Genomic DNA, 24189 nt, shown 5'->3' on the forward strand with positions numbered 1-24189 from the left:
GGTGTTCGTCACAGCAGGGTGTCGAGCTGGTAGAAACATGAAACAGAAAGATTTAAATATGGCGAAAAAAGAGGCGGATCAGCAGGTCGAATCGACATCAGATGAAACAACCGATGACCAGCAAATTGACAGCGAGTTAACCAATATTATCGAAGCTGCGCTGTTCGCGTCCAAAGTGCCACTGGGTGTGCGCAAAATCATCTCGTTATTTCCGGAAGACGCTCAGCCAACTAAGGTAGACATTCAGAATGTGTTATTGGCACTCGAAGAACGTTATGCTAAACGCGGAATTGAGCTGCGTCGGATTGGTAATGGCTGGCGCTTTCAATCCCGAGAAAAATATTCGCCATGGCTTCGTAAACTGCGCGGCGATAAAGCACCGCGTTACTCGCGCGCTTTGCTCGAAACCTTGTCGATCATTGCCTACCGTCAACCAGTGACGCGGGGCGATATCGAAGAAATTCGTGGTGTCGGGGTAAGCAGTGATACTATTCGCGTGCTCGAAGAGCGGGACTGGATTACCCAGATCGGCCATCGCGATGTGCCTGGTCGCCCCGCGCTGTTTGGCACGACGCAAGGTTTTTTGGAATATTTCAATATGACCAGCTTGCGCGAACTACCTGAGTTAATGGATAAACGCGCACTTGGTGAGATTGCCAAAGATATGAACCTGACCCTGCCGATGGATGGTGTGGCGCCAGATAATGAAAATGAGCCTGATGCCAAGAGTTCCGCGGAAGTAATTACATTGCGACGGAGTGACGCGGCGCAGGATGACGAATCAGCAAATACCGAGAGCGTCGAATTGGACGAGATCAGTGGTGTTGATTCGGCAACGGCTTCACAGCGTGACGAAGACGATGAGCGATAAACTACAGAAGCTGTTGGCTCACGCCGGGCATGGCTCACGTCGCGAAATTGAGACATGGATTGAAAGCGGGCGAATCACGGTCAATGGCAAGCGTGCCAAGTTGGGTGATCGGGCCACGGTGCGAGATCGTATTCTTCTGGATGGTAACTTGGTGTCGCTAAACTCGGCTGCGACGGAACCGATTCGGGCTTTGATGTATCACAAACCTGAGGGCGAGATTTGTACACGCAGTGACCCCAAAGGACGGCCGACTGTGTTCGAGAAGTTGCCAGCCATCCCAAATGGACGCTGGGTCTCAGTAGGGCGACTGGATTTGAATACAAGTGGTCTGTTGCTATTCACTAACAATGGCGAGTTGGCGAACAAATTAATGCACCCATCGACCGGGCTTGAACGCGAGTATTTGGTCAGAATTCGAGGTGTAGCCAGCGATGAAACGGTTCAAAAACTGACCGGTGATGGCGTTATGATCGATGGTCGTAAAGCTAAGTTTGATAGCGTTCAGCCCGCGGATATGGCGGAGCAAGGGACCAATCGTTGGTATCGCGTGGTGATTCGCGAGGGTCGCTATCGTGAAGTCCGCCGTATGTGGGACGCTGTGGGCCACACGGTCAGTCGCTTGAAACGTATTCGGTATGGTACGGTCAAACTTACACGCGATGTGAAACAGGGGCAAAGTAGCAAATTAGCGCCAAAGCAGTTAGAAAAACTGGTGCGCTCTGTTGGGCTCGGCGATGCGTTTGCCGGACAGCTTTATTCTGCGGGTCGTGACGGCCCCGGCTCGCGCACATCGGGCAAGCCCGCCAGAGCATCAAGCACGACGCGCCGAGGGCAGCGAGCGTCTACCGACCGTTCCCCTAGACCGACAAAAAAATCACCCAATAAGTCAACACGAGGTAATTCCCGTGCCGGTAGTACAACTGCCAGAAGGCGTTCGACTAAGTCGTGATTGCGGGTTTGCCAGCAACGACGCCCCCGCTTAGATGAGAATTTCCGTCATCACGGTGGTGTACAACGCGCAGGAAACGATTCTTGAAGCCTTGCAGTCGGTTGCCAGCCAAACTTATCCTTACGTCGAACATATTGTTATCGACGGCGCGTCGACCGATGGCACTGTCGCTAGGATAAACGCGGCCACAGTTAAGCCAGCTAAATTTGTCTCTGAACCAGACGCCGGTATTTACGACGCGATGAATAAAGGCATTGCGCTGGCGACCGGTGAGGTCATCGGTCTTCTCAACGCAGACGATGTGTTTCAAGATGAGACTGTATTAGCGCAAGTCGCTGAGGCGCTGCGCGATCCGGAGTACGATGCGTGTCATGCGAATTTGGTCTACGTGAAAGCCGACAATACGCGTCATGTTACGCGCTATTGGCAATCGCGGCCGCATACGCCTGGACTTTGCTTCACCGGTTGGATGCCGGCACATCCCACGTTTTATTTACGCCGTTCTACCTACGATAAGGTCGGTGCGTACCGTACTGATCTGCGCTATCAGTCAGATTTGGAGTTCTGCGCGCGCGCGTTTGAAGTACATGCAGTTCGTAGTCGTTATATTGATTCGCTTTGGGTAAGAATGCGGCTTGGTGGTGTGACCAATAATAGCTTCAAGACGATGTGGCGTGGTAACTGGGAGTCGTATCATGCCTTGCGTGAGCTCGGTCTTAAGCGTTCTCCGCTTAGCTACTTCTTCCTTAAGTTCAGTGTAAAACTGCCGCAGTTTTTTCGTCGCGGCCGAGCATAGGCATGCCGATACTGTCGGTTGTTGCTCCGGTTGAATTTGCGGTGCAAGCGAGCGAGCAAAGCATCTTGAGCATGTTGGCTCAATTGCCACAAGATACTGAACTGATACTAGTCAGTTTTAAAAACTCACACAGTCTAAGCTCGGATTTTAGTAACTGGGTACGTCAACAACAACAGGTCAGATGCTTCGAATCAGCGCCAAGTCGTGCGGCGGGATTCGAGGCTGGCCGGTTAAATGCGAGCGGCCTTTACCTGATGTATCTCGACGCACTGTCATTGCCCAGCGAGTCGTACATTGAAAACGCGTGCCGTTATCTGGATGAACATACTGCCTGTGACGCAGTGGCAGCACCAGGCAGTGCGTTGGATCGATCTGCTCTTTTATTGAATCCGGATGTCGCCGTTCATGGTTGGGTAGTACGTCGTGCGCGGTGGGACTTGCTTGGCCCCTGGATGGGACTACCCATTAGTACCGCATGGGAATACTTGGTCCGTGCGTGGACACAAGGCTTTGTAGCTGCTGCATCGACGTTGGGTGAGACGCCGAGTTTTGAACCGAAGGCGTGGCAGTCTCGGCGTTTATACGATCAGTCGGCGGTAGCAGACTATCTGCAAGCGCTGGCTATTCAGGCAGGCAGAGTGGTTGAGCTTGTCGATGCGTTCCTGCCAACTTTGCCAGATCAAGGTAAAGCTGATCGAGTAGCACTCAGTCTGCTCTTGTTTCGTTATGGACGTGCTTGTGCTCGCCATCAATTGAGCAGCGAAGCCCGTGCGTTTCTGTCGATGTCGATCCGAATTAATCAACGCAAAACATTGCAACACCGAGCGTATATCAAGTTGGTCAGGCTGCTAGGATGGCAGCGGGCGGCTCAGTTATTACGTCAGTAACGACAAGCACGGCACTAGGCCTTGAGTTGTTGCCCGTGGTGGCGATGGCCCCCTGCGAGAATAGATAAGTAAGTTGGAACCACGCTTTGAGGTGTTGGCAGCGAAGCCTGATCTTCTCCAGGGTGTGAGCGACGCCGTAATTGTGTACGAACCGGACCGGGGTCGATAGAGTTAACCTTGATGTGAGACGTGTTCTCGAGTTCTTCAGCCCAAATTTTCATTTGTGCTTCAATCCCCGCGTAGGCAATACTGTAAGCGCCCCAGTACGCTTGTGGCGCACGGCCGACATCAGCCGAGGTGAAAAGCAGTTGGGTGTCAGTTTCTTGACGAAGCAGTGGCAGTAGAGCACGAGTCAGCAGATAAGGCGCATGCAAATTGGTCTGCATGACCGCTTGCCAGTAATCCATATCGTATTGGTCCATAGGGCTCGGTGAACCCAACTCAGCAGCGTTGTGCAGCAGTGCGTCGAGCTTGCCAAAATCATCGTATACCGCCTGCGCGAGCGTGGTGGCGGTTTCTGGCGTGATGGTCATCAGATCAACCGGTAAAATCACTGGGGAAGTGAACCCGCGATCCAAGATCTCATCCGACAGTGTTTCGAGATGCCGCGACTTTTTATCAAGCATAAGCACCGTGGCTCCGGCTTCCGCTAACCCTACGGATACACTGCGACCAATACCGCTCGCGGCCCCGGTAATGAGTATGGTTTTATTTTTTACGGTGTGCATGTCTTGAGATGTTTGCTGTGACATTATGTTTAATCGAGTAACTCACTCTCTAATGGAGTTGCATGGAGACTAAGTGAAATCAGGTATTGCCGCGCCCAGTCATGTACTCGTCGAGGCTGGCGGGGGTCGAGAAAATGCAGGTGGGGTTCCAGTCTTCGAGGTTCACTGAGTGCGGTAAGTATCCCCACGCTGCAGCCCCGGTGTCCATGCCGGCGGCATTGCCAGCTTGAACGTCTCGCTCATGGTCGCCGATGTATAGGCATTCGCTGGGCGCCACGCTGAGTAGCATGCAGGCGTGCAACATGGGAACCGGGTCGGGCTTTTTGACCGGTAAACTGTCGCCACCAAGCAGAACGGCACAGCGCTCGAGTAAACCAAGCCCCGCCATCACGTCTTTCGCCAAATGCAGCGGCTTGTTGGTGATGACGCCCCATTTAATATCATTCGACTCACAATACGAAAGCACGTCATGCATGCCGTCATATAAAGCACTGTCCACGCACACATGCTGCTGGTAGGTGCTTAGAAACTGTTCGATAAGCGCTTGCTGTTCTCGCTCGTTTTGAATATCAGGGAAGCCAAATTCAATCAGTGCGCGCGCGCCATTCGAGACCAATTTCGACGCGGCGGATAGATCGCAGGCTGGTCGTTGGTGGGCATCGAGTAGGCGATTTAGGGCGCCGACCATGTCTGGCGCGGTATCGACCAGGGTGCCATCTAGGTCGAGCAAAAGGGCTCGTAACTGCATTGTCTAGTGCTCTTTCTTAGTGTGGATCATGTAGTTAACGTCTACGCCGGGGCCGAGCTTGTAATGCTTGGTCAACGGGTTGTAATGTAGCCCGGTCATGTCTTTTAGGCTCAGGCCTGCTTGACGCGCATAGTCACTCAGTTCAGAGGGCTTGATGAGTTTGTCGTATTCATGTGTACCGCGTGGCAGCAAATTTAAAATGTACTCCGCGCCAACGATGGCAAACAACCATGCTTTAGGGTTGCGATTGATGGTAGAGAAATACACATCGCCACCGGGTTTGACCAATTTAGCACAGGCGGCAACAATCGACGCTGGGTCGGGTACGTGTTCGAGCATTTCCAGGCAAGTTACCACGTCATACTCGCCGGGGCGTTGTTCCGCCAGTTGTTCGGTGGTGATTTGTAGATATTCGACGTCCTCTCCGCTTTCTAACAGATGGAGTTTTGCGACATTTAAAGGCGCTTCCCCCATGTCGATTCCGGTGACCTTAGCGCCGAAGTGTGCCATGGCTTCACTGATCAGGCCGCCCCCGCAGCCGACATCCAGTAGGCGTAAACCGGTTACTGGTGAACGGAGATTTATGTACTCGGTTCGCAACGGGTTAATGGCGTGCAGCGGCGCGAATTCACTCTGCGGATCCCACCAGCGCGAAGCCAGTTCTTCAAATTTGCGGATTTCGCTGGCGTCGACGTTATCGCCGACCGTATTGGGTTTCGTCATGACGTAGATAACCTTTCGCCCCACATGCGGGCAGTTTGCAGCAGGTGTTCGATGTCGATGTTTACCAGCTGCTTATGTTTTACTCGCTGAATGCCTTCTACCCAGACATCGGTGATCTGTTCACGCGACGCACTGTAGACAATCTGCGACACCGGATCATACACGGGTTGTGTGGAGATGTGGTCTAAATCAATGGCGATAAAGTCAGCTGATTTCCCGATGCACAGCGAGCCCACCTGGTCCTGACAGTTGAGGGCGAGAGCGCCGTTGATGGTCGCCATTTCGAGCGCCTGCCAGGCGGGCAGAGCCTGTGCATTCTGCGCGGTGACTTTAGCCAGCAATGCTGCCGTTTGCATTTCACCCAGCATATCCAGGTCGTTGTTGCTGGCGGCACTGTCGGTGCCTAAGCAGACGTTGGCTCCCGCAGCTAACAAATCTGCAACCCGGCATTGCCCACTGGCTAATTTTAGATTCGACTCAGGACAGTGAACGATCGAGATCCCTTGCTCGGCACACAGTGCGATTTCGTCGTCTGTCAATTGCGTCATGTGCACAGCCATCATGCGTGGGTTCAGTAAACCAAGTGCATGTAATCGAGCCAATGGACGAGCACCATTTTGAGCGACTGCGTCAGACACTTCGTTGCGGGTCTCATGTACATGCATTTGAATCGGTATATTGAGCTCGTCGGCATACGTTCGGACCTGTTCAAGCGGTGCATCTGAGACAGTGTATGGCGCGTGCGGTGCAAGGGTTGTGCCGATGCGCGACAATGAGCGCACTTCATCATGTACGTGTAAGCCTTTATCAAAGTAGGCATCAGGCGAATCCGCCCAAGAAGTTGGAAAATCCATCACGATCAAACCAACAAAGGCGCGTATGCCCATTTCCTGTGCGATGTGGGCAACAATGTTTGGAAAAAAGTACATGTCATTGAAGCAGGTGGTTCCGCCCAGTAGCATTTCGGCAATCGCGAGTTCAACACCGTCCCGCACAAATTCCTGCCCAACCCATTTGGTTTCGGCGGGCCAGATATGGTTATTCAGCCAGTCCATTAATGGCACGTCGTCTGCCATGCCGCGGAACAGACTCATGGCGGCATGCGTGTGGGCGTTGATGAAGCCCGGTATCAGCGCGTGCGTATTGTGCTCCGTGACGGGTGTATCCGGGTATTTGGACCTGATGTCTTTGGTCGGAAGAATGTCGGTGATTCGACCATTCTCGATAACCAACGCGTGGTTCTCGAGTACTTGCTGGCGCGGCTGAACTGGAATTACCCAGCGGGCGGCAATAATGGATTTTACGGACATGGTGTCAATGCGTTTTGTTTAATAAGTGGCTTATTCAAAGCCATCGCGATTTGTGTCGCCGTGTATTATATACTTGTGCGCCTAATGTAATTCACCCTTTGTTGGACAACAATCCCAACTCAGCTTTCTACCCAAATGCACATTCTAGTCACCGGCGCGGCCGGATTCATTGGCGCTGATTTAAGCCAAAAGTTACTCGCTCAAGGTCATTCCGTTGTCGGCGTCGATAATTTTAATGACTATTACGAGGTGGCGCTGAAACGAGCCCGGCACGCCAGTATTCAAAACCACGCCCGAGCAGATGCCTTCTCCATGCAAGAGATGGATATCGTCGACCGAGATGCGATGGGTGCGCTGTTTGCTCGCCAGCGTTTCGACGTGGTTGTTCACCTGGCAGCGCAGGCTGGTGTGCGCTATTCGATAGAGAATCCAAACTCATATATTGATTCGAACTTAGTGGGCTTTGGTAATATATTGGAGGCTTGTCGTCACCATGCGGTATCTCATCTGGTGTATGCGTCATCGAGCTCGGTTTATGGTGCCAATAAGAATTTTCCGTTCAAAGAGAGTGACCGCGTCGATAACCCGGTGTCACTTTACGCGGCTACCAAAAAAGCCAATGAGCTGATGGCACATGCCTACGTGGATCTGTATGGATTTCGTTGTACCGGACTGCGTTTTTTTACGGTGTATGGCCCGTGGGGGCGGCCAGACATGGCGCCGTTTCGGTTTGCCTCGAGAATGCTCAAAGGGGAGCCGATCCCAGTGTACAACCACGGCGACATGATTCGTGATTTTACCTACATTGACGACATCACGGAAGGCGTGCTGAGAGTATCCGAGAGTCAGTGCAATTCATCCGGTTATGCGGTCTATAACATTGGTCGCGGGGAGCCGGTGCAGTTGATGGATTTTATCCAGACTCTTGCCAAGCATTTAGGGGTTGAGCCGAACATTAATATGCTGCCGATGCAGGACGGCGATGTGCCGAGGACAATGGCCGATACCACGGCGCTGGTGCGCGACTTCGATTACAACCCCAGTGTTTCAATTGATCGCGGATTGGCGCAATTCGCTGCATGGTATAAGGATTATTACGTGCAATGATGCCGATTTTTTTTAATCTGGAATCTCATCTCTGGATTGCTTATCTACTTTTTCTTAATGGATTTTTACTGAGTTATTGTTTAGCGACTTGGTCGGTTGGGTATCGCGAGCTGGTGTCAAATCTCGAAGCCCAGGTTTTAGCCGCATTTTCGCTTTCTCTCGGTCTCAACGGCGTGGTTTTGTTGGTTGCTGACACCCTGGCGATGTCATGGCAAAACCTGTTACCGGTTTTTGTGTGTGTTACCTCGGCGGCGCTCATTCTGACATGCTACCGGTTTCTGGTTTGCCGCCAATGGGCACTGACATTCGATCGAATCCTCTGGTTTCGAGTGGGCCTATATCTATTGGCATTTGTTATTTTGTTTTATAACGGAGGACTGATTGAACAAATTTCGGACGCTTGGTGGCATATGTCTTTGGCGAACGAAATGGTTCACTCCAGTTCATTTACGTTGGAGCGAGGCCATTTGGATGGTATTTCACAACGTTACTATCCGCCGCTTTGGCACGGCAATCTGGCCTTGCTCAGGTCATTATCCGGCGAGCAGTTACCAGTTATTTGGAATTCGTTTACTGCGTGGGGCGCCGTACTGAAGTTAATGGGGGTTTATCTATTCGCCCTAGCATTGGGCAGGAACACCGCTTTAGCGGTGCTGGCGGCGGTCATGTTTATGCTGCTCCCGGGCATCGGGATTTCGTATATGCGTGTCTCGGCTTGGCCGTCGCATGTGGCGTATGCTTTGTGGTTTGCATTGTTTTATGTCGTTTTTTGTACTCTGTATAGCGTTACCTCTAAGGTTCAAGGGAGTGTTGTCGGTGAGCTCAAATCGCTCTTCGCCCGTCATCATGCGGCGGTGGCTGTGGCGGTTGTATTGCTGATCCAGATCGCATTGACGCACCAACTAGAGCTGGTGTGGTTTTTTGTCGCTATGCTTGGTTTTGCCTTTGTGCAAAGTATGTGTCAGCGCAGTGCCGGCGGAAACCTGGCTGGCTCCTATAGCGCAACGCTATATTGGTTTTTTCAGTTGTCGGTGGTGGTAATTGTCTGTTACACGATGCTGCTGCTTGGCGAAAAAGCCATCACCCGTGGTGTTTCAATTGATAAAGCGCTGGCACATATTATACCGGCGTCGGTGCTAGGTCTCTGCTCCCTTGCATTGATATTCAAACGACGACGTGTCTCTGTTGGGATACTTATTGTCGCTGCCGTGCTGTTTCTGTTTACAGTAGATTATAAGCATCTGGTGTCGTTATTCGTTCCTGATATGGCGTTGCCGTCCCAAGGTTACCGACAACAACCGCTGCTTGCAGAGGGGTTATTTGACGGTGTTTTATTTGTGCCAGGCTGGCATCTCCAGCTGCGCGAGGGGTTCTTGTTTGCTGGGATATTGGCAATCCCTATCGCGGTGGTTATGGCATACCTGAAGCCCACTGTGATGAACTTGTTCTTGGCGGTAAACGCGGTGCTGGCATTTGCCTTTTGTGTGTCTCCCTATTTTTATCAGTGGTTGACTGATGTGTTGCGCTATCATTCGGCATGGCGTGTTGCCATATTGCTGTTTACGCCTTTGGTGTTGGCACAGAGTATCTTTTTTCTCTGGGCCCGAGCTACTGACAAATCCTACTCGAAGGGTTCACGCAGAATGGCAGGCGGTTTAACAATTGCCTTAGCACTGATTGTGGCGAAACATGCACTGGTACATTTCGATGGTCGGCGTGTTGATTTGAAGCAACAGTCGAGTTCTGCTCAGCGCCATTGGAGCGTATTCTACGGACAACATTACGTGTACACCGGTGCTTCGTTTAAATACCAGTCTGATATCGATTCTTTACGCGGACTGTTGCCGGTCGGCGCGATAGTGCTGACAGACATTTCCACCAGCTACTATCTTGCTGCTGAACTACCAATCACAGTCAAGAACCTACACCTTCACCATCGTATGGCATCGCGGTCTTATTGGGAAAGAGTTTTACGCCGGCTTTGTTACCTGGATCAAGAAGAAAACAAGTCTGCGTTGGCGCTTCAATTTTCGGCAATGCTCAAACGGGGAAAGCCTCATGGCGTCAGTTCTGGGCAGTATTTTGTAGTCAATAAAGATCAAAATAACAACAATATGCAGAATGATTGCTTATCGCAGCGTCGCCGCGCTTTCATCAATAATTACCAGGGTCTTGCCGCGTTGGAGTTCGACGGTGAATACTTAATGCTGTTTCGGTTTCTTGACAGCGCTAGCGACCGCCACGCTGGAAAATAGTCAGTAAAGTACGAACCATGATGTTTAAGTCCAACAATAACGACTGGTGTTTGATGTAATACAGTTCATATTGTAATTTTCGTAACGCATCCGAGGTTGACGCGCCGTATGGAAATATGACTTGCGCCCAGCCGCTGATGCCAGGCTTCACAAGGTTGCGCAAGTTATAATATGGAATCTCGTCGGCAAGCGTGTCGGTAAACTCCGGTCGTTCCGGCCGAGGGCCAACAAAACTCATCTCACCGCGTAGCACGTTCCAAAACTGCGGCAGTTCGTCCAGTCGCGTCTGACGCATAAAACGTCCGACCCTCGTCACGCGTGGGTCATCCTCTTGCGCCCATTGTGCACCAGAAGCTTCAGCGTGTTGATGCATCGTGCGGAGTTTGTATATGGTGAACTGAGTGCCGCGTAAACCAACTCGACGCTGTTTGAACAACGCTGGGCCTCGAGAAGTCACTTTAATGGTTAAGCAGCAGAACAGTATGATTGGTGCGGTCAATATCAATAGCGCCGCCGCTAACACCGCATCCAGCAATCGTTTTATCCTTGCCGAGATGGCGCTACCGAGCATTGAAAAACCCTGTGAATGCAGAAACCATTCGTCGCTGATGTGATTCACCGGCACCATAAACCAGTGCGACTCGTAATAATCGGCCAGTGATATCACGGACTCCCCAGACAGCTTCGCTGAAATCAACATTGATTTCTCTTGAGTGGTGGGATGGAACTCTGGGTCAATAATAATAGCCTGCCAACCTTGTTTTAGTGTTTCGGCGCTGAGAAACTCGCTAATTTGAGTAATTCCGAGTTGTTCAACATCGATTTTTTCGGTGCTGAGAATGGAAAGCCCTCGGTTTTCCTGATGGTTTCGCAGTTCATCAAGAAATGCATGTGTGCTTGGTGAATAACCAACATAAAGTAGTTCAATCCGGCTTTCTTGTAGATGGTATAAGCTGTTGACGGCATAGCGCACGAGCGTGGTGGCGATACCGAACAGCAGAGTTCCAAGCGGAAGCACGCCACGGCCAAAATAGTTATTGAATTCTTTGGGGCCAAGCAAATACACCCATAGGACGCATAAGCCGCCGCCGACAATGCATACGAAGAAGGTTCGAATGGGCAGCCTTGGCAGTCGACCTGATTTTTCCTTGACGTAGGTGCCGGACAGGTACAGCGTACTGATGAAAGTGAACACAATTAACCAAAGGTCCGCAGAGAGATAGTCCGGTAGGTTTTTCAGACGTAACTGATATACGCCTGAAAAAATCGTCAATAGTGCAACGAGATCACAAACCAGTATCAATAGGCTTCGCACACTGCGAATGGTGCCACGATTCATGATGCGTCGTTAAATTTTTGCTGTTTGAACCAGAACCGCACAGATGGTATCTATCTGCTCTTCGCTAAGGTAGGGATGCATCGGCAGGCTGAATATACGCGTTGAAACATGCTCGCTGACTGGGAACGAGGAATTCTCAGAACCCAGCGATTTATACGCGGTTGAGCGATGGATCGGGGTGGGGTAAAACACCGCAGTCGGGATGCCAGCCTGTGCGAGTGCTTCTCTGACCTCGTCTCGATTCGCCACTTGCACAGAATACTGCGCCCAGACACTCTCTTGGCCTTCGGGTACAATCGGGGTTTCCACAACACCTTGCAAACGATGTGTATAGCGTTGTGCAACGTTGTTTCTGAGTTCGATCTCTTCCGCGTAATGAGCCAATTTTTCGATCAAAATCGCGGCCTGAATGGTGTCCATGCGGCCGTTCATCCCGATGCGAATATTGTCGTATTTGTCTCCTGTATGGCCTTGGCCGTGAACTCGAAGTGATATGAGCTCTTCGTGCAAACTGCTGTCATTGGTGAAGACAGCACCGCCATCGCCATAACAGCCGAGTGGCTTGGCTGGATAAAAGCTGGTCGCACCGACATCGCCTATTCCGCCAGCGCGCTGCCCAAAATAGCCCGCGCCAAACCCTTGCGCGGCATCTTCCAAAACAAACAACTCATGTTTGTCAGCAATCGGTTGAATGCGTTTGTAATCCGCCGCGATGCCAAATAAGTCGACTGGTATGATGCCGCGTGGATTCAATCGACCTTCTTGCGTTACCCGGTTAATCGCCGCTTCGAGGCTTTCTGGGCACATATTGTACGTTTGCGGATCAATGTCAACGAAGACCGGCGTACCACCTGCCAACGAGACAGACTCCGCGGTGGCAAAAAATGTAAAGGTCGGAATAAACACCGCGTCGACGGCTGTTAAAGACTTGGTCATCAATGGCAAAACCAAGGCGTCAGTGCCACTAGAGCAAGCCAGAGCGTGTTTGACGCCGAGAAAGTCAGCGAGCTGTGACTCGAGCTCAGAGACTTCTGGTCCCATGATGTACTGCCCATGCTCCAATACAGAAAGGACGCGCTGATCGATCTCAGACTTGTAGCGGTTGTACTGGGTTTTTAAATCGATGAAGGGAATGCTCAAAGTTGTATCTCTGGTTATTTGGTTGGCGCCGAATGATTGGCAAAAAATGAACTAAATTATAATTTAAATATGCCTTTTGTTATACTCCTGCCCAGAGTAAGAATAGTAATACCTCAACATTCATTAATGTGTTTGTTCATCCTTAGTTCGAATTCGCGGTGACGCGCTTTAATATGTTCGATATCCGCCTACCACTCGGTGGTTTTATCAGCGCAGCAAGGTCTTTTGTGGTTCACGCTGCAGGTGTAAATCGACCGGTGACCATAATTTCTCAAGTACAGCGCTTTTTAAGTATCCTCTATGAGTAAAAGAATAGTAATTCACGGGGTTCACCGGTCAGGGACCTCTTTGACTGCCAGTCTCATATCTGCCGCCGGCTGCTGGTACGCCGAAGACGACTACCGAATGGCGGCAGCGGACGATAATAAACGTGGATTTTGGGAGCGTACTGATGTCGTCGATTTGAACGATCAAATGCTCGCAGAACTAGACATGAATTGGTTTACTTTGCGACCTGAGATACAAGCCGCAGAGATTGATCGTTTGTGTGCATTGTTCGCGCCGCAGATAGAAGTTATCTCGGCGCGACTGTCACGCCACCAAAGCTGGTTTTTAAAAGATCCTCGGATGAGCATCACTTGGCCAGTTTGGACGCGTTTCTTGAATGTCACTGACCATCTGGTTGTACACCGTCACCCGGTCTCAGTGGCTCGTTCTTTACAGAAGCGCAATGGCATCGCTCTATCTCATGGCTTGGTGTTTTGGTATCACCAAACACGAATGATCGCTGCGGCCCTAACGGGGCTCGAGGTCAAGCAGTTGATATTCAATGATATTGAGGCAGATACATCGACGTTCCAGCAGGTGATCAACCAAATTTTAGACAGTGATGTTGATCTTGCGCAACTGGATGCCGCTGATGTAGCTGCCGTTTTTGACCCGAAGCTAGTGAGCCAGGATGCGAAGGAGAGTGACCTACTTGATTCCTTTCCACAAGTCGCACACGCCTGGAGTTTGGTTCAACAGAATGAGTTAGAATCTCTTGCAAAACTCCCCGTCATTGCTTTGGGTACATTTGATTGGCGTGAATTGGATTCCAGTTTTAGTCTGCACTGTCAAATTGAAAAACAGGCGAGAGATCACACCCTTGCTGCTGAGCATATCGCGAACCTTGAGCATGAACAGACGCGTCTGCGCGACAACCTAGAAGACTTGCGGCTTGAACTAAGCATTGCACATCGTGAGCTGAGTGACGTACAAACAGAGCTGAGCGACACACAAACAGAGCTGCGCGACGCACAAACAGAGCTGAGCGACGCACAACGTGAGATCTCTGAATTCAATGACGTGGTGGCGGAACTGAATCGGCGGTTACTCGAAATCGGTGGTGAAGTGAAGACCTACATGGGATCTAAGCGTTACTTTGTTGGTGCGGTCATTGGGAAATTAAAGAAACTTTTCCGACTGCAGCCGGGGCCCAATTTGTATCATGCGATGGATGTTGCTACGTATGGGCATTCCGCTGTTGATTTGGAGCAGGTTTTGCCAAAAGTCTCGGCCAGAAGGTTGCTCATTTCAATGTTGATCCGCAACCCGGGGGTATTCCTGCGCAAGCTGAGCGTAAACCGCCTTCGAAAAGGTTTAGCGTTGCTTTGGGGGCGCGGTGAGGTCAGTGCAAGTCTCGACCATGCGCTGCTGCAGTACTCAAGTGCTGATCTGCCGCACTCTGCGACGCAGGACATTTTTGATCCTGATGAAGCAAATGCGTGGCGTGATCAGCCACTCACATTCGAGCCTTCAGTGTGCCCGAAGGTATCGATCATTATTCCCGTTTACAACAACTACCTAACGACGTTGTCCTGTCTGCACAGCATCGCTAAGCACACGGCGTCGAATGAGATAGAGTTCGAGATTATTATTGCGGACGATTGTTCGACCGATGAGACTGCGACGATTGAGGACCGCGTAAGTGGCTTGACCGTGGTTCGCGGCAAACAGAACGTAGGTTTTTTGAAAAACTGTAATCACGCGATGTCTCACGCAAAGGGTGAGTTTGCTGTCCTGTTGAACAATGACACAAATGTTCAAGAAAACTGGTTAACCGAGCTGGTTGCGCCGTTAGAAGAAGATGCTTCCATTGGCATTACCGGACCCATGTTCTTGTACCCGGATGGTCGCGTTCAAGAAGCGGGCGGGATTATATTTAATGATGCGTCTGGCTGGAATTACGGGCGTTTGGACAAGCCGGAGAAGCCGGAATACAGTTTTGCCCGAGATGTGGATTACGTTTCTGGCGCATGTTTGGTTTTCCGAATGGCATTGTGGCACCAGGTTAATGGTTTTGATGACAGGTTTGCGCCTGCTTATTATGAAGACACGGATTTCTGTTTTGCCGCACGTGATAAAGGTCAACGGGTACGTTATGTACCAACGGCGCGCGTGGTGCATTTTGAAGGTGTATCTCATGGCAATGATGAAACCGCCGGTATAAAGCAGTATCAGGTCGTAAATAAGGAAAAATTTGCTCACAAATGGAAGCAAGTTCTTGCCGATCAGCATTACGTGGGCCCAGAGGCGTTATTTTCTGCTCGCGTTCACGGGCGTGGCAAACCAGTCTTGTTGTTTATTGATCATCACGTGCCGTTTTACGATAAGGATGCCGGCTCGAAAGTCGCTCAACGCTATATCGAGCTGTTTATTGAGCAGGGCGTTCACGTTATTTTTCTTGGCGATAACTTCTATCCCCATCAACCATACACCGCACAGCTACAAGCGCTCGGTGTCGAAGTGCTGTACGGCGACCATTACAAGAAAAACTGGTTTGAATGGTATCGAGCCAATGCGAGCAGAATTGACGCGGTTTACTTGAATCGACCACACATTTCGATCAACTATTTGCATAAAATCAAGTCCGTTGAGCAGGTTCCATTTATTGCGTATCACGGAGCTGATTTGCATTACATTCGGGTCGCCCGTGAAGAAAAACTGGGTGTTAACTCTGATGGCGGGTTGTCGTCAGAGGAATGGAAGAAGATTGAATATGAGCTGATGCGCGGTTGTGATGTGTCGATGTGGTTGTCGGCAGGCGAGGTAAACCTTGTGGCAAACGAGGATCCTTCGATAAATTGCAGTTATATGCCTATGTATTGGTTCGAAAAAGAGGACCTTAGCCAATTTCGGGGTGTCGCAAAGTGTCCGAACTTGCTGTTTGTTGGCGGGTTCGGTCATCCTCCCAATTTGGATGGGTTGATGTGGTTTATGGATAACGTATATCCTCACGTCATTGAGTCACACCCGAATACTAAATTGACGGTGATCGGTTCGAACTGTCCGCCGCAGGTAGAAGCGTTGCGGAGTGAGTTAGTGGATATCAGGGGCTACGTAACCGAAGATGAGTTGATTCAGGCATACAAGGAAGCTCGCGTGGCGATCGTGCCACTGCGTTATGGTGCGGGGGTAAAAGGAAAAGTAATTGAAAGTATGAAATATGGGGTGCCCGTGCTTACGACGACAATCGGAGCGGAAGGGTTGCCAGGCATCGTGGGGGACTATTTAACCGTGAGTGACGATCCTCATGAGTATGCATTGCAACTGCGCCGACTTCTTGATGACGACGAATTATGTGCTACCAAGATATCTATGTCAGACTCGGTTTTACTTGAAAGTTACTCGCGACAGTCCGCCCTAACGGCAATACGTGAGATTTTAGGTCAAGCGCGGGGTTAACGCCTGCCATCTTATCACTGTAGTGGTAGCGTATTTTTCGTAGGCTACGGCTAAACTGAATATCTCTTCACGAAATATGACTTATTATCCTCACATTGACGGCTTGCGTGCTGTTGCAGTTTTAAGCGTGATTCTATTCCATCTTGGCATCGATCAGCTAAGTGGAGGATTTGTGGGAGTCGACATTTTCTTTGTGATCAGTGGGTTTCTGATTACACGAATAATCGTTAATGAAGTGAGTCATTCCGGTTCGTTTAGTTTTGCTGGCTTCTATCTACGCAGAGCTCGGCGGCTCCTCCCGGCGATGATCGCGACGTTGATTTTAACGACTCTAGTTGTCATACCACTGTATTCTTCTTCCCAATTACAAAGCTATTCGCATGAATTGATTGCGGGAATTTTTTCATTGGCCAATATGCTGTTTTGGAATTCAAGCGGCTACTTTGATACTGCTGCTGAAAGTAAGACGCTGTTGCATATGTGGTCGTTGAGTGTAGAAGAACAGTTTTATTTGATATGGCCGGGCGTATTGGTTTTTTTTGCCGCCCGTTTTTCTAGAAGAACGCAATTTTTGCTGCTCTTAATACTCTTTTCTGGGTCCTTGATTGCAGCGATATTGTTAGCTCATATAGAGCTAGCTTGGTTTCGAAATCAAACAGAGGCGCTTTTCTTTCTAACACCTTTTAGGGTCTACGAATTCATTGTTGGAGCCGCAGGTGTTTGGATAGTTGAGAGAGTTAGTCAAAGCAGAATACACCAAGAACTCATGTTTTTGTGCGGGGTTATCGCTGTTGTGGTCTCGATTGGGGTTTACGATTCTGAGACGCCGTTCCCATATTTTTATGCATTGCTTCCTTGTGCCGGTACCCTGTTGTTGATTTTAAGCGGGCGATCGATATTGTCACAACTTATACTAAGTAACCGCGTCGCAGTGTTTATTGGTTTAATAAGCTACACTCTTTACTTGGTTCATTGGCCAGTGATTGTAGTGTTGAGGCACTTGGAGTTCGGAGGCGTTATTCAGGAGAGTATGTGGCTCGCTGTTGTATTGATGGTGCTGATAAGCCTTTGCATTTATTATGGCGTAGAGAAGCCTCTGAGGAAGCCAAGCGGCGTATCGCGCAATCAACAAACTTTGTTCCGAGAAAATCAAGGTTTTCTTGTAGGCTGTACTACGATGATGGTGCTTACTGCAGGTCTGGGCGGTCTGATGGTATTCAGTTCTGGCCTGTCTGGGATTAAAGATGAGCTGTTTTCTCAGGATCAGGTGAAGCTAGGGAAGCAACAGCGGTATGTGTTGACTCGTCAAGCGTGTACCATCAAAGACCAACAATCACGCAACTGCGATTTCAGTAAACCAATACAAGTGCTTGTCTATGGAAACTCTCATGAGCCCGATGGATACAACATATTGACGGAGATTATGGCTGATAGAAGCGACGTCAATCTTATTATGTTCGGAGGAACGAATTTTTGTCATATTCATGTTAGCGAAAAGGGAGACATTGTTTCTGATGTGAAGAAGAGAGCATGTAGTGATAGAGTCAGCAGCCTCAATTTAGAGTTTGTAAAGGGGTTAGATTACATTGTCTATAGTTCGAACAAGCCGTTTGCAGACAACAAGCGTGGCGATTGGGATGCCTTTCGGCGGTTGAAGCAAATGAATCCAGATGTTGGTTTGGTTGTTATCGGTACGTATTTCAATACACAGCAAGAGTGTGCGGAAGTCGCAAACCGTTTTGGGTCAGTTGATGCATGCAAGGCAACAGAGTATCTTTCATATTCGGGACGAGGTGAGTCACGATCAAACCAGGCAAAGAAGCTATCAGAAGGTGTTGACTATGTTTATCTTGATAAGTTTTTGGCGGCTTGCGGGGATTCGGATCTAACTAATGAGTCCTGTGTAGTTGACGCGCGAGGTGAGCCAATGTATTACGATGGACATCATCTTTCTTTGGGATTTGCTCAGTTTATTGGAGAGCAATTTAAAGAAGTTTATGCGGATACGTTGAGGGAATTGGGACTGCTGCCTGGGTCGAGAAATTCAATTGAAAGACAATCCAGCCAAAACTAGTTCCTTGGTCGTAGTTGACGCGAGACCCCTGACGAGGGGGGGAGGTGGGATATCGCGCTACACTCTGCTGGCTTTGCCTTCTTTGTTGGGACTGCCAAATGTGGAGTTGATTCTGTATTCTGACCAACCTATCCCGAGTGGGATTCTGCGCAGTCTTGGTAGCCCAAGGGTGAGAAACTTACGGATGAGGGTTGGGTCTTCATGGGTTTGGCATTTGGTAGTTCCTTTGTGGCTGCTAGAGGACAAACCCGCCCTTTTTTGGTCCCCCCGGCAGCACCTGCCAATTTGGATGCCCAGCTCCACGAAATCTGTGGTGACCGTGCATGATCTGGTATGGAAGACCCATCCTAAAACTATGCCATTCTTGCAACGCTTATCTGAGCGTGTCTGGATGCCTAGCTCAGTTAAAAAATCAGATGCAATCATCGCGGTTAGCCAGACTACGCGGTCAACATTAGAGGATAGCCTGCCGTATTCAAATGGTAAGGTATGCGTCATTAAGCATGCTAGTTTAGTCAAAAGATCTGCTGATTATTCATCGTGCGTGCACCAAGACCGTAATCATTTTCTAGCCGTAGGTACTCTGGAACCACGCAAAAACTATGTTCGTCTAATCCGAGCGTTCAATTTGTATTCCCGTTCTGGAGGACAAAAAGACTTAGTGATCGTTGGGAGAGATGGTTGGAAGACTGCAGCTATGTACAGAGAATTAGATGATTCACCGTACCGAGAGCGTATTCACGTAATGCATGACGTCACAGACCAGAAGCTGGTGGAATTGTATACGAAAGCTTTTTGTTTGGTGTCAACTAGTTTGGATGAAGGCTTTGGCTTGCCTTTGCTGGAAGCGCGAGCCTTCGGTTTGCCATTGTGCATCTCCGCAATTCCCATTTACCAAGAGCTGTTTGCTGACGCAGAAGTTTGGTTTGATCCTAAGTCGGTTCATCAAATCGCTGATTCTTTCCAAAAAATATCTTCTTGTCGCTGTGAGTATGTACCTCGTTTCAACTCGACTTCGGGTTCTAAAGATCTTGAGCGATGTCGGGCAGAGCATCGTAATTTGTTCTTAAAGGTGTTAGGTGAAGTAAATGACAGAGGCGTATTAATCGATAGTTGACTTTGTTTTATTCTTCTCAGCCTTCTTTATCTGCTTTAAAGCTTTGTTGCGTTTCAATGCGTTCCTTTTAAGGGTTTCATCGACAAGCTTGAAAGATAGATAGCCTTCGTTGTAAGTGCTGACGCTGCTGTAATAAACGGTTAGACTTTTACCTGATGGGGCACCTGAGACTTTGTCGTCAAAACCCGGGTCTTCAATTTTCTCACAGGCGCCATAACACATGGAATATTTGAAGCCCGAGAAGCCGCCCTCCTCGAAATCTCCGCCAGACTCCATTGTGGCCTCTTGATATCGCGCTTCAATCTGTGACTTTAGCTCTGTCCAACTCGGATTAAAGTCAAAGTACTTGCTGAAGAAGACTTCGTAGACTGAATCGCTAGGCTCGTCCAACGCGATCTTTAAGACCCTGCTCGGGGAGTCGCTGCAGTCGATTATCGTGACAGACTCTTGAGCTTCATGCTCGCATAGCTCGTGAAGATCGATCACCTCTTGCTTCTTCATGCCCAACCTTACATCTTTAAGTTCAAAGGCTTGGATTTGAGCATGTGTAAGTGAATGGGTGCCTGTAGCAATCAGAATAGCTAAAAGTGAAGGAGTTTTTAGAGGAGGGAGTTGCATGTATGAAAAGTCTCAATTGAAGTTTATGAATGGTACTGGTGCTCTCGGTTATTCTCAATTTCTATCTTGTGTCTTCGATGCTCGAGATTTTAACATTCAATTAATACGTTGCCCATTTTATAAAGTATCCATACGTGTCTCTAGAGTTTGAGTTCAAGTTTACTGGTTGTTGTAGAAGAGGGTCTAGTTGAATAACAAGAGTTGACAGGAGAGACCGGGTCAAACCTTTATTTCTATCGAGCCAGTATTCGCCGTGGATGCATGGTATCTTTCGCGTCGTGGCGTGTGGACAAATATTAGTTACTCACGTTCTGGCGTATTAGTTTTGTTAGAGTTTTATGATATTTTTATGGTTAGCATGAAAGAGGGCAAGGTTGGGAGCGTACTGCACGTCTGCAAAGTTTACCTCCCGACGCAAGGTGGTGTTCAAACAGTTATTCAGCGAATATGCGCAGGACTCAACCCCAGAGGGTGGAGTAGTTCTGTGCTGACTACCGCGGATCGTGACAGCACCAGTGTTTTGGAGGACAAGACCCAGTTGAGGACGGTCCGCTCATTTCTGGAGCTTTTTTCGATGCCAATCGCGCCTAGCTTATTGTGGCAGGTGCGTAAACTTGCTAGCACTTGCGACATTGTCTGTGTTCACTATCCATTTCCCATTGCAGATGTGGCCGCTCTTTTGATTGGACGAAAGAGCGCGCCCGTGGTCGTCTACTGGCATTCGGAAATCGTGTCACAAAAACTAAGCTCTCTGTTAGTGAGGCCTTTCACCAAACTAATGCTAGCCAAGGCTGCTAAGGTAGTGGTTTCTTCACCGCCATTGTTGACGCACTCAAAAATGCTCCATGCGTATAGACACAAGTGTGTAGTACTCCCTTTTGGTATACCACAAGCGAGTGATTCTAAAGAATATATAGCACCTAGTGAATCCAATTACATGCTAATGATCGGTCGACACGTGCCATATAAAGGAATTGATGTCTTGTTGAAGGCGTATTCGAGATGTGTGCATCAGTTAGTCAAGTGCGATTTACCTGGCTTGGTCTTGGTCGGAAACGGGCCGCTTTTGAGTGAACACCAAACATTGGCTAAGTCACTTGGCATATCGGACCGCGTACGGTTCGTCGTCGACGCGGATGATCAAGATGTTGATACCTTGTTGCGTGCTTCTCGTTGCTTGATTTTACCGTCAACTTTGCCTAGTGAAGCGTTTGCGTTGGTCCAGATCGAAGCTATGGCTCATGGAAGGCCTGTTATTAATACTAACCTGAGTTCCGGTGTTCCTTGGGTGGCTCGAGATGGAAGGGAGGCTATCACTGTGACAGCTGATGATGTCGAGGAACTGAGCGCGGCTATTCAACGTTTCGCTTATGATTGTGAACTGGTTGATCAACGTGGGGAGGCAGCTGAGCGTCGTGTGAAGAGTGAGTTTAATTACACACTTTTTTGTGATAGAACTGAGGCGCTATATTCCGCGCTATGCGTCAAAGGAAGTGACCATGGATAGCAAAGTCGGTGTTGCATTACTCCAGTGGGGGCGGGCGGATTTGACGATCGCGTTGTTGAAGTCTCTGGCTCTCGAGTCTGGCTTGCAGGTGGTGGTCGTGACTGATAACGGCTCTGAAGAACAGGATTTTGAAAAGCTTGAGCTGTTTTTAAGGGGTATCGAACGCTTAAATTCAGGGCGAGGACCCAAATTCATACTAATTCGCAATGAAGTTAATTCTGGCTTTTCATTGGGAATGAATCTTGGTATCGCGAAATTGCAAGAGGAGGGTGTTGATTGGGTGTGGATGCTGAACAATGATGTTATGGTTGAGCAGGGCACTGTATCAAGTTTGGTGGCGTCGTTGCGCCAAAAGAGCCCAAATATATATGGATTTCAAGTTGCTGAAGCGGGAAAATATGAATTCACTGGCTTTTATAAATTCAACCCTTGGACGACTCGATACCGCCCGGTTATGTTGAGAAGTGAGTTAGACTCGCTGGCCGACAAAAATCTGTATGTGAGTGGCGCTAATATGGTGGTCCATCAAAGTGTTTTCCAAGCGATAGGTTGCCTCAACCCGCGCACCTTTCTGTACTTTGAAGAACTGGATTTCGCATCGCGAGCTCGTACGCATGGATTTACGCAGATTTTTATAGATAATATAAAGTTAACCCACTTGGGAGCAGGTAGCTCCGGTGAAGGCTCATTGGCACCTCTCAGGTTGTACCATGAAACATGGAGTATGTTAGATTTTTATCGCACGCATCGTCCTAGTATGTTCATTTGGGTTCTTGTTTTTAGAGCGCCTGTGCGTGCGTTTTTATTATTGTGTTCGGGGCGTGCGCAGCTAGTTAAGTACTTGTTATCGGCCAGCCGGGACTTTTTTCACGGGCGCAATAAAAATTTGGTTGTGCCCAAAATGGTGTCCGTGCAGTACTTTAATGACAGTCGACCAACCCGCGGTTAAAAGAGTCTGTTCAGCTTGCTGGTAACTGTGCGACAATCACGCCGCCTTTGCTAGAGCTCGTCATTCAATGAATATTGGTGTTCGGTTCGACGCGAGGGTGATCTTGACAATACTCTAAACTTAGTTTTTGATAAATGAAAAAGGCGTTGACTCCAAATATACAGATCAAACGGTCGGCCTCGGTCCTACGGTTCTATTTACGACTGGTGGTTGTGATGCCAATTCGTTCGATGTGCATTATCCTTACTGGATTTATAGGCCGATTATTCGGGATTGCTACATTTGTATTCATATTCAAGACATTGCTTTCGATAGTCAGTCCGAACTCCGTGACTCCAATAGTTGAGACAGTGAACTCGTACTTGCCCTCGCAGTTTGTGATTGCGCCAGAATCGGTGTCCTACGTGTTAATTTCATGCCTCGGGCTGGTCTCTCTTGGAGCGTATGTTAATGGTCAAGTCAATTTGCGACTGTTACTTAGTGTGCGACGCCTTCTTCAGCAGCGAGGTCCTGATCTTTTATTGTCTGACAAGAAGTTAGATAACCGCAAGTACGCAATGGATCAATTGCCTCGAGGGTATGATGCGGCAACTAAACTCATACAAATAACGCTCTTTTTCTCGTTGATGGTCGTTGCACTATTTTATATCAGTCCCTTGTTGGGAGGATTGGTTATCTCAACTATTCCGTTGCTGACTGTGTATTTGGTTTTGAGACAAAGGAAGCACGTTTTTTTATCTAAAGAGGCTCAGGCGGCAAGAAAAAATTTGGGAAGACTAAGTGATGAAGAGTACTTGGAGCCTATCAGAAAGCAAAACTACCAGTTCGCGAAGGAGCGGCAGAATGGGCTTGTTTCGGATATGCTTAGTGGTTTTATGATGGTAGCGATTTTTTTTCTGTACCTTATGTATAGACCTGATGGCGCCACGATTAGTATTGGCGGTATTGTTCTGGTGTTCTGCATGCGATTTTCACTTGTCTACGCGCGAGAGTGCAGTGTAACACTAGGGCGATTGTTAAGTCAGCGTGCCACTATGCCTGAGCTTGACGGAGTGGATCTGAGTCCGCTAAAACTGAGTGGCAACGAGGAAGGCTGCGTTAGCAACTAGAATGCGCGTAATCATTCACATCGGGACTGAGAAAACTGGCAGTACCACAATTCAAAAATTCCTGCGCACAAACCGAAGGGTCATTGGTGCAGCAGGTGTGCGGCACTTGTCATGTTTGGGCAGGGAGAATGCTAGAGCTTTAGTCGCTTATTGCATGAGCAATTCTAGGTCAGATGTCTACACCCGAACGAATGGGATTGACGACGTGGCGAAACGAATTCGGTGGAAGAGAACAC

19 protein-coding genes are annotated in these 24189 nt (G+C 49.1%); 12 read left to right on the forward strand and 7 right to left on the reverse strand.

Annotation, left to right across the window (positions count from 1 at the left end):
- The first annotated feature begins 37 nt into the window (after positions 1 to 37).
- Genes scpB through IE055_RS02365 form a run of 4 tightly spaced genes read left to right on the forward strand, consistent with a single transcriptional unit; the run spans position 38 to position 3503 of the window.
- Positions 38 to 871, forward strand: coding sequence for an SMC-Scp complex subunit ScpB (scpB, locus tag IE055_RS02350; protein WP_229794083.1), 834 nt, complete (start codon positions 38 to 40; stop codon positions 869 to 871).
- Positions 861 to 1820 (forward strand): pseudouridine synthase, encoded by a 960-nt coding sequence (locus IE055_RS02355; RefSeq protein WP_229794084.1) that lies wholly within the window; start codon positions 861 to 863, stop codon positions 1818 to 1820. Before scpB ends, IE055_RS02355 begins: the two co-directional genes overlap by 11 nt.
- Positions 1821 to 1854: 34 nt before the next feature.
- Positions 1855 to 2616 (forward strand): glycosyltransferase family 2 protein, encoded by a 762-nt coding sequence (locus IE055_RS02360; protein WP_189398394.1) that lies wholly within the window; start codon positions 1855 to 1857, stop codon positions 2614 to 2616.
- A 2-nt stretch (positions 2617 to 2618) separates the two neighbouring features.
- Complete coding sequence (locus IE055_RS02365; protein WP_189398395.1) at positions 2619 to 3503, forward strand: glycosyltransferase family A protein; 885 nt, start codon at positions 2619 to 2621, stop codon at positions 3501 to 3503.
- Positions 3504 to 3517: 14 nt separating this feature from the next.
- On the opposite strand, the gene IE055_RS02370 is transcribed toward IE055_RS02365, so the two are convergent.
- The 4 genes from IE055_RS02370 to IE055_RS02385 are packed head-to-tail and all read right to left on the reverse strand — an operon-like array spanning position 3518 to position 7012.
- The gene (locus tag IE055_RS02370; RefSeq protein WP_189398396.1) at positions 3518 to 4255 is read right to left on the reverse strand and encodes an SDR family NAD(P)-dependent oxidoreductase; all 738 of its coding nucleotides are present in this window, start codon (positions 4253 to 4255) and stop codon (positions 3518 to 3520) included.
- A gap of 55 nt (positions 4256 to 4310) precedes the next feature.
- Positions 4311 to 4979: an HAD family hydrolase gene (locus IE055_RS02375; RefSeq protein WP_189398397.1), complete on the reverse strand. Its 669-nt coding sequence runs from the start codon at positions 4977 to 4979 to the stop codon at positions 4311 to 4313.
- Between the two features lie 3 nt (positions 4980 to 4982).
- Positions 4983 to 5702 (reverse strand): bifunctional 2-polyprenyl-6-hydroxyphenol methylase/3-demethylubiquinol 3-O-methyltransferase UbiG, encoded by a 720-nt coding sequence (gene ubiG, locus IE055_RS02380; RefSeq protein ID WP_189398398.1) that lies wholly within the window; start codon positions 5700 to 5702, stop codon positions 4983 to 4985.
- Positions 5699 to 7012 carry a TRZ/ATZ family hydrolase gene (locus IE055_RS02385; protein WP_189398399.1) on the reverse strand — a complete coding sequence of 438 codons (1314 nt, stop codon included), beginning with the start codon at positions 7010 to 7012 and terminating at the stop codon, positions 5699 to 5701. The genes ubiG and IE055_RS02385 overlap by 4 nt, the downstream gene beginning before the upstream one ends.
- A gap of 135 nt (positions 7013 to 7147) precedes the next feature.
- Between IE055_RS02385 and IE055_RS02390 the strand changes: the two genes are divergently transcribed.
- Both IE055_RS02390 and IE055_RS02395 read left to right on the forward strand, forming a co-directional pair.
- Entirely contained in the window at positions 7148 to 8119 is a 972-nt protein-coding gene (locus tag IE055_RS02390; protein WP_189398400.1) for an SDR family NAD(P)-dependent oxidoreductase, read from the forward strand.
- Positions 8116 to 10374: a glycosyltransferase family protein gene (locus IE055_RS02395; RefSeq protein WP_189398401.1), complete on the forward strand. Its 2259-nt coding sequence runs from the start codon at positions 8116 to 8118 to the stop codon at positions 10372 to 10374. The genes IE055_RS02390 and IE055_RS02395 overlap by 4 nt, the downstream gene beginning before the upstream one ends.
- On the opposite strand, the gene IE055_RS02400 is transcribed toward IE055_RS02395, so the two are convergent.
- Both IE055_RS02400 and IE055_RS02405 read right to left on the reverse strand, forming a co-directional pair.
- Positions 10349 to 11713 carry an exopolysaccharide biosynthesis polyprenyl glycosylphosphotransferase gene (locus IE055_RS02400; protein ID WP_189398402.1) on the reverse strand — a complete coding sequence of 455 codons (1365 nt, stop codon included), beginning with the start codon at positions 11711 to 11713 and terminating at the stop codon, positions 10349 to 10351. The genes IE055_RS02395 and IE055_RS02400 overlap by 26 nt on opposite strands.
- 9 nt (positions 11714 to 11722) lie before the next feature.
- Positions 11723 to 12853 (reverse strand): DegT/DnrJ/EryC1/StrS family aminotransferase, encoded by a 1131-nt coding sequence (locus IE055_RS02405; protein ID WP_229794085.1) that lies wholly within the window; start codon positions 12851 to 12853, stop codon positions 11723 to 11725.
- A 300-nt stretch (positions 12854 to 13153) separates the two neighbouring features.
- Here IE055_RS02405 and IE055_RS02410 point away from each other — a divergent pair, with 300 nt between their 5' ends.
- The 3 genes from IE055_RS02410 to IE055_RS02420 all read left to right on the forward strand — a co-directional run bounded on the left by IE055_RS02410 (position 13154) and on the right by IE055_RS02420 (position 19770).
- The gene (locus IE055_RS02410) at positions 13154 to 16579 is read left to right on the forward strand and encodes a glycosyltransferase (protein ID WP_189398403.1); all 3426 of its coding nucleotides are present in this window, start codon (positions 13154 to 13156) and stop codon (positions 16577 to 16579) included.
- 76 nt (positions 16580 to 16655) lie between these two features.
- Positions 16656 to 18653, forward strand: a complete 1998-nt coding sequence (locus IE055_RS02415; protein ID WP_189398404.1) for an acyltransferase family protein — start codon at positions 16656 to 16658, stop codon at positions 18651 to 18653.
- Positions 18654 to 18837: 184 nt separating this feature from the next.
- Positions 18838 to 19770 (forward strand): glycosyltransferase family 4 protein, encoded by a 933-nt coding sequence (locus tag IE055_RS02420; protein ID WP_268244522.1) that lies wholly within the window; start codon positions 18838 to 18840, stop codon positions 19768 to 19770.
- Here IE055_RS02420 and IE055_RS02425 read toward each other — a convergent pair.
- Entirely contained in the window at positions 19756 to 20271 is a 516-nt protein-coding gene (locus IE055_RS02425) for a hypothetical protein (RefSeq protein ID WP_229794087.1), read from the reverse strand. The two genes, IE055_RS02420 and IE055_RS02425, sit on opposite strands and share 15 nt — an antisense overlap.
- A gap of 370 nt (positions 20272 to 20641) precedes the next feature.
- On the opposite strand from IE055_RS02425, the gene IE055_RS02430 reads away from it, so the two are divergent.
- From IE055_RS02430 to IE055_RS02440, 3 genes are all read left to right on the forward strand, one after another.
- Entirely contained in the window at positions 20642 to 21895 is a 1254-nt protein-coding gene (locus tag IE055_RS02430) for a glycosyltransferase (protein WP_189398407.1), read from the forward strand.
- A gap of 97 nt (positions 21896 to 21992) precedes the next feature.
- Positions 21993 to 22844, forward strand: coding sequence for a glycosyltransferase family 2 protein (locus IE055_RS02435; protein WP_189398408.1), 852 nt, complete (start codon positions 21993 to 21995; stop codon positions 22842 to 22844).
- A 557-nt stretch (positions 22845 to 23401) separates the two neighbouring features.
- On the forward strand, positions 23402 to 23953 hold the full coding sequence (locus IE055_RS02440; protein WP_229794088.1) for an ABC transporter ATP-binding protein: 552 nt from the start codon (positions 23402 to 23404) through the stop codon (positions 23951 to 23953).
- The last annotated feature ends 236 nt before the right edge of the window (positions 23954 to 24189 follow it).

Source organism: Arenicella chitinivorans, from assembly GCF_014651515.1.
Classification (GTDB): domain Bacteria; phylum Pseudomonadota; class Gammaproteobacteria; order Arenicellales; family Arenicellaceae; genus Arenicella; species Arenicella chitinivorans.

What these genes read in the sequence shown, in the direction of transcription:
- IE055_RS02425 (WP_229794087.1), bottom strand. Translation starts at nt 20,271, where the DNA reads ATGAAGAAGCAAGAGGTGATCGATCTTCACGAGCTATGCGAGCATGAA.
- IE055_RS02440 (WP_229794088.1), top strand. Translation starts at nt 23,402, where the DNA reads ATGGATCAATTGCCTCGAGGGTATGATGCGGCAACTAAACTCATACAA.
- IE055_RS02415 (WP_189398404.1), top strand. Translation starts at nt 16,656, where the DNA reads ATGACTTATTATCCTCACATTGACGGCTTGCGTGCTGTTGCAGTTTTA.
- IE055_RS02355 (WP_229794084.1), top strand. Translation starts at nt 861, where the DNA reads ATGAGCGATAAACTACAGAAGCTGTTGGCTCACGCCGGGCATGGCTCA.
- IE055_RS02390 (WP_189398400.1), top strand. Translation starts at nt 7,148, where the DNA reads ATGCACATTCTAGTCACCGGCGCGGCCGGATTCATTGGCGCTGATTTA.
- IE055_RS02370 (WP_189398396.1), bottom strand. Translation starts at nt 4,255, where the DNA reads ATGTCACAGCAAACATCTCAAGACATGCACACCGTAAAAAATAAAACC.
- IE055_RS02375 (WP_189398397.1), bottom strand. Translation starts at nt 4,979, where the DNA reads ATGCAGTTACGAGCCCTTTTGCTCGACCTAGATGGCACCCTGGTCGAT.
- IE055_RS02365 (WP_189398395.1), top strand. Translation starts at nt 2,619, where the DNA reads ATGCCGATACTGTCGGTTGTTGCTCCGGTTGAATTTGCGGTGCAAGCG.
- IE055_RS02385 (WP_189398399.1), bottom strand. Translation starts at nt 7,012, where the DNA reads ATGTCCGTAAAATCCATTATTGCCGCCCGCTGGGTAATTCCAGTTCAG.
- ubiG (WP_189398398.1), bottom strand. Translation starts at nt 5,702, where the DNA reads ATGACGAAACCCAATACGGTCGGCGATAACGTCGACGCCAGCGAAATC.
- IE055_RS02400 (WP_189398402.1), bottom strand. Translation starts at nt 11,713, where the DNA reads ATGAATCGTGGCACCATTCGCAGTGTGCGAAGCCTATTGATACTGGTT.
- IE055_RS02420 (WP_268244522.1), top strand. Translation starts at nt 18,838, where the DNA reads ATGAGGGTTGGGTCTTCATGGGTTTGGCATTTGGTAGTTCCTTTGTGG.
- IE055_RS02360 (WP_189398394.1), top strand. Translation starts at nt 1,855, where the DNA reads ATGAGAATTTCCGTCATCACGGTGGTGTACAACGCGCAGGAAACGATT.
- IE055_RS02395 (WP_189398401.1), top strand. Translation starts at nt 8,116, where the DNA reads ATGATGCCGATTTTTTTTAATCTGGAATCTCATCTCTGGATTGCTTAT.
- IE055_RS02410 (WP_189398403.1), top strand. Translation starts at nt 13,154, where the DNA reads ATGAGTAAAAGAATAGTAATTCACGGGGTTCACCGGTCAGGGACCTCT.
- scpB (WP_229794083.1), top strand. Translation starts at nt 38, where the DNA reads ATGAAACAGAAAGATTTAAATATGGCGAAAAAAGAGGCGGATCAGCAG.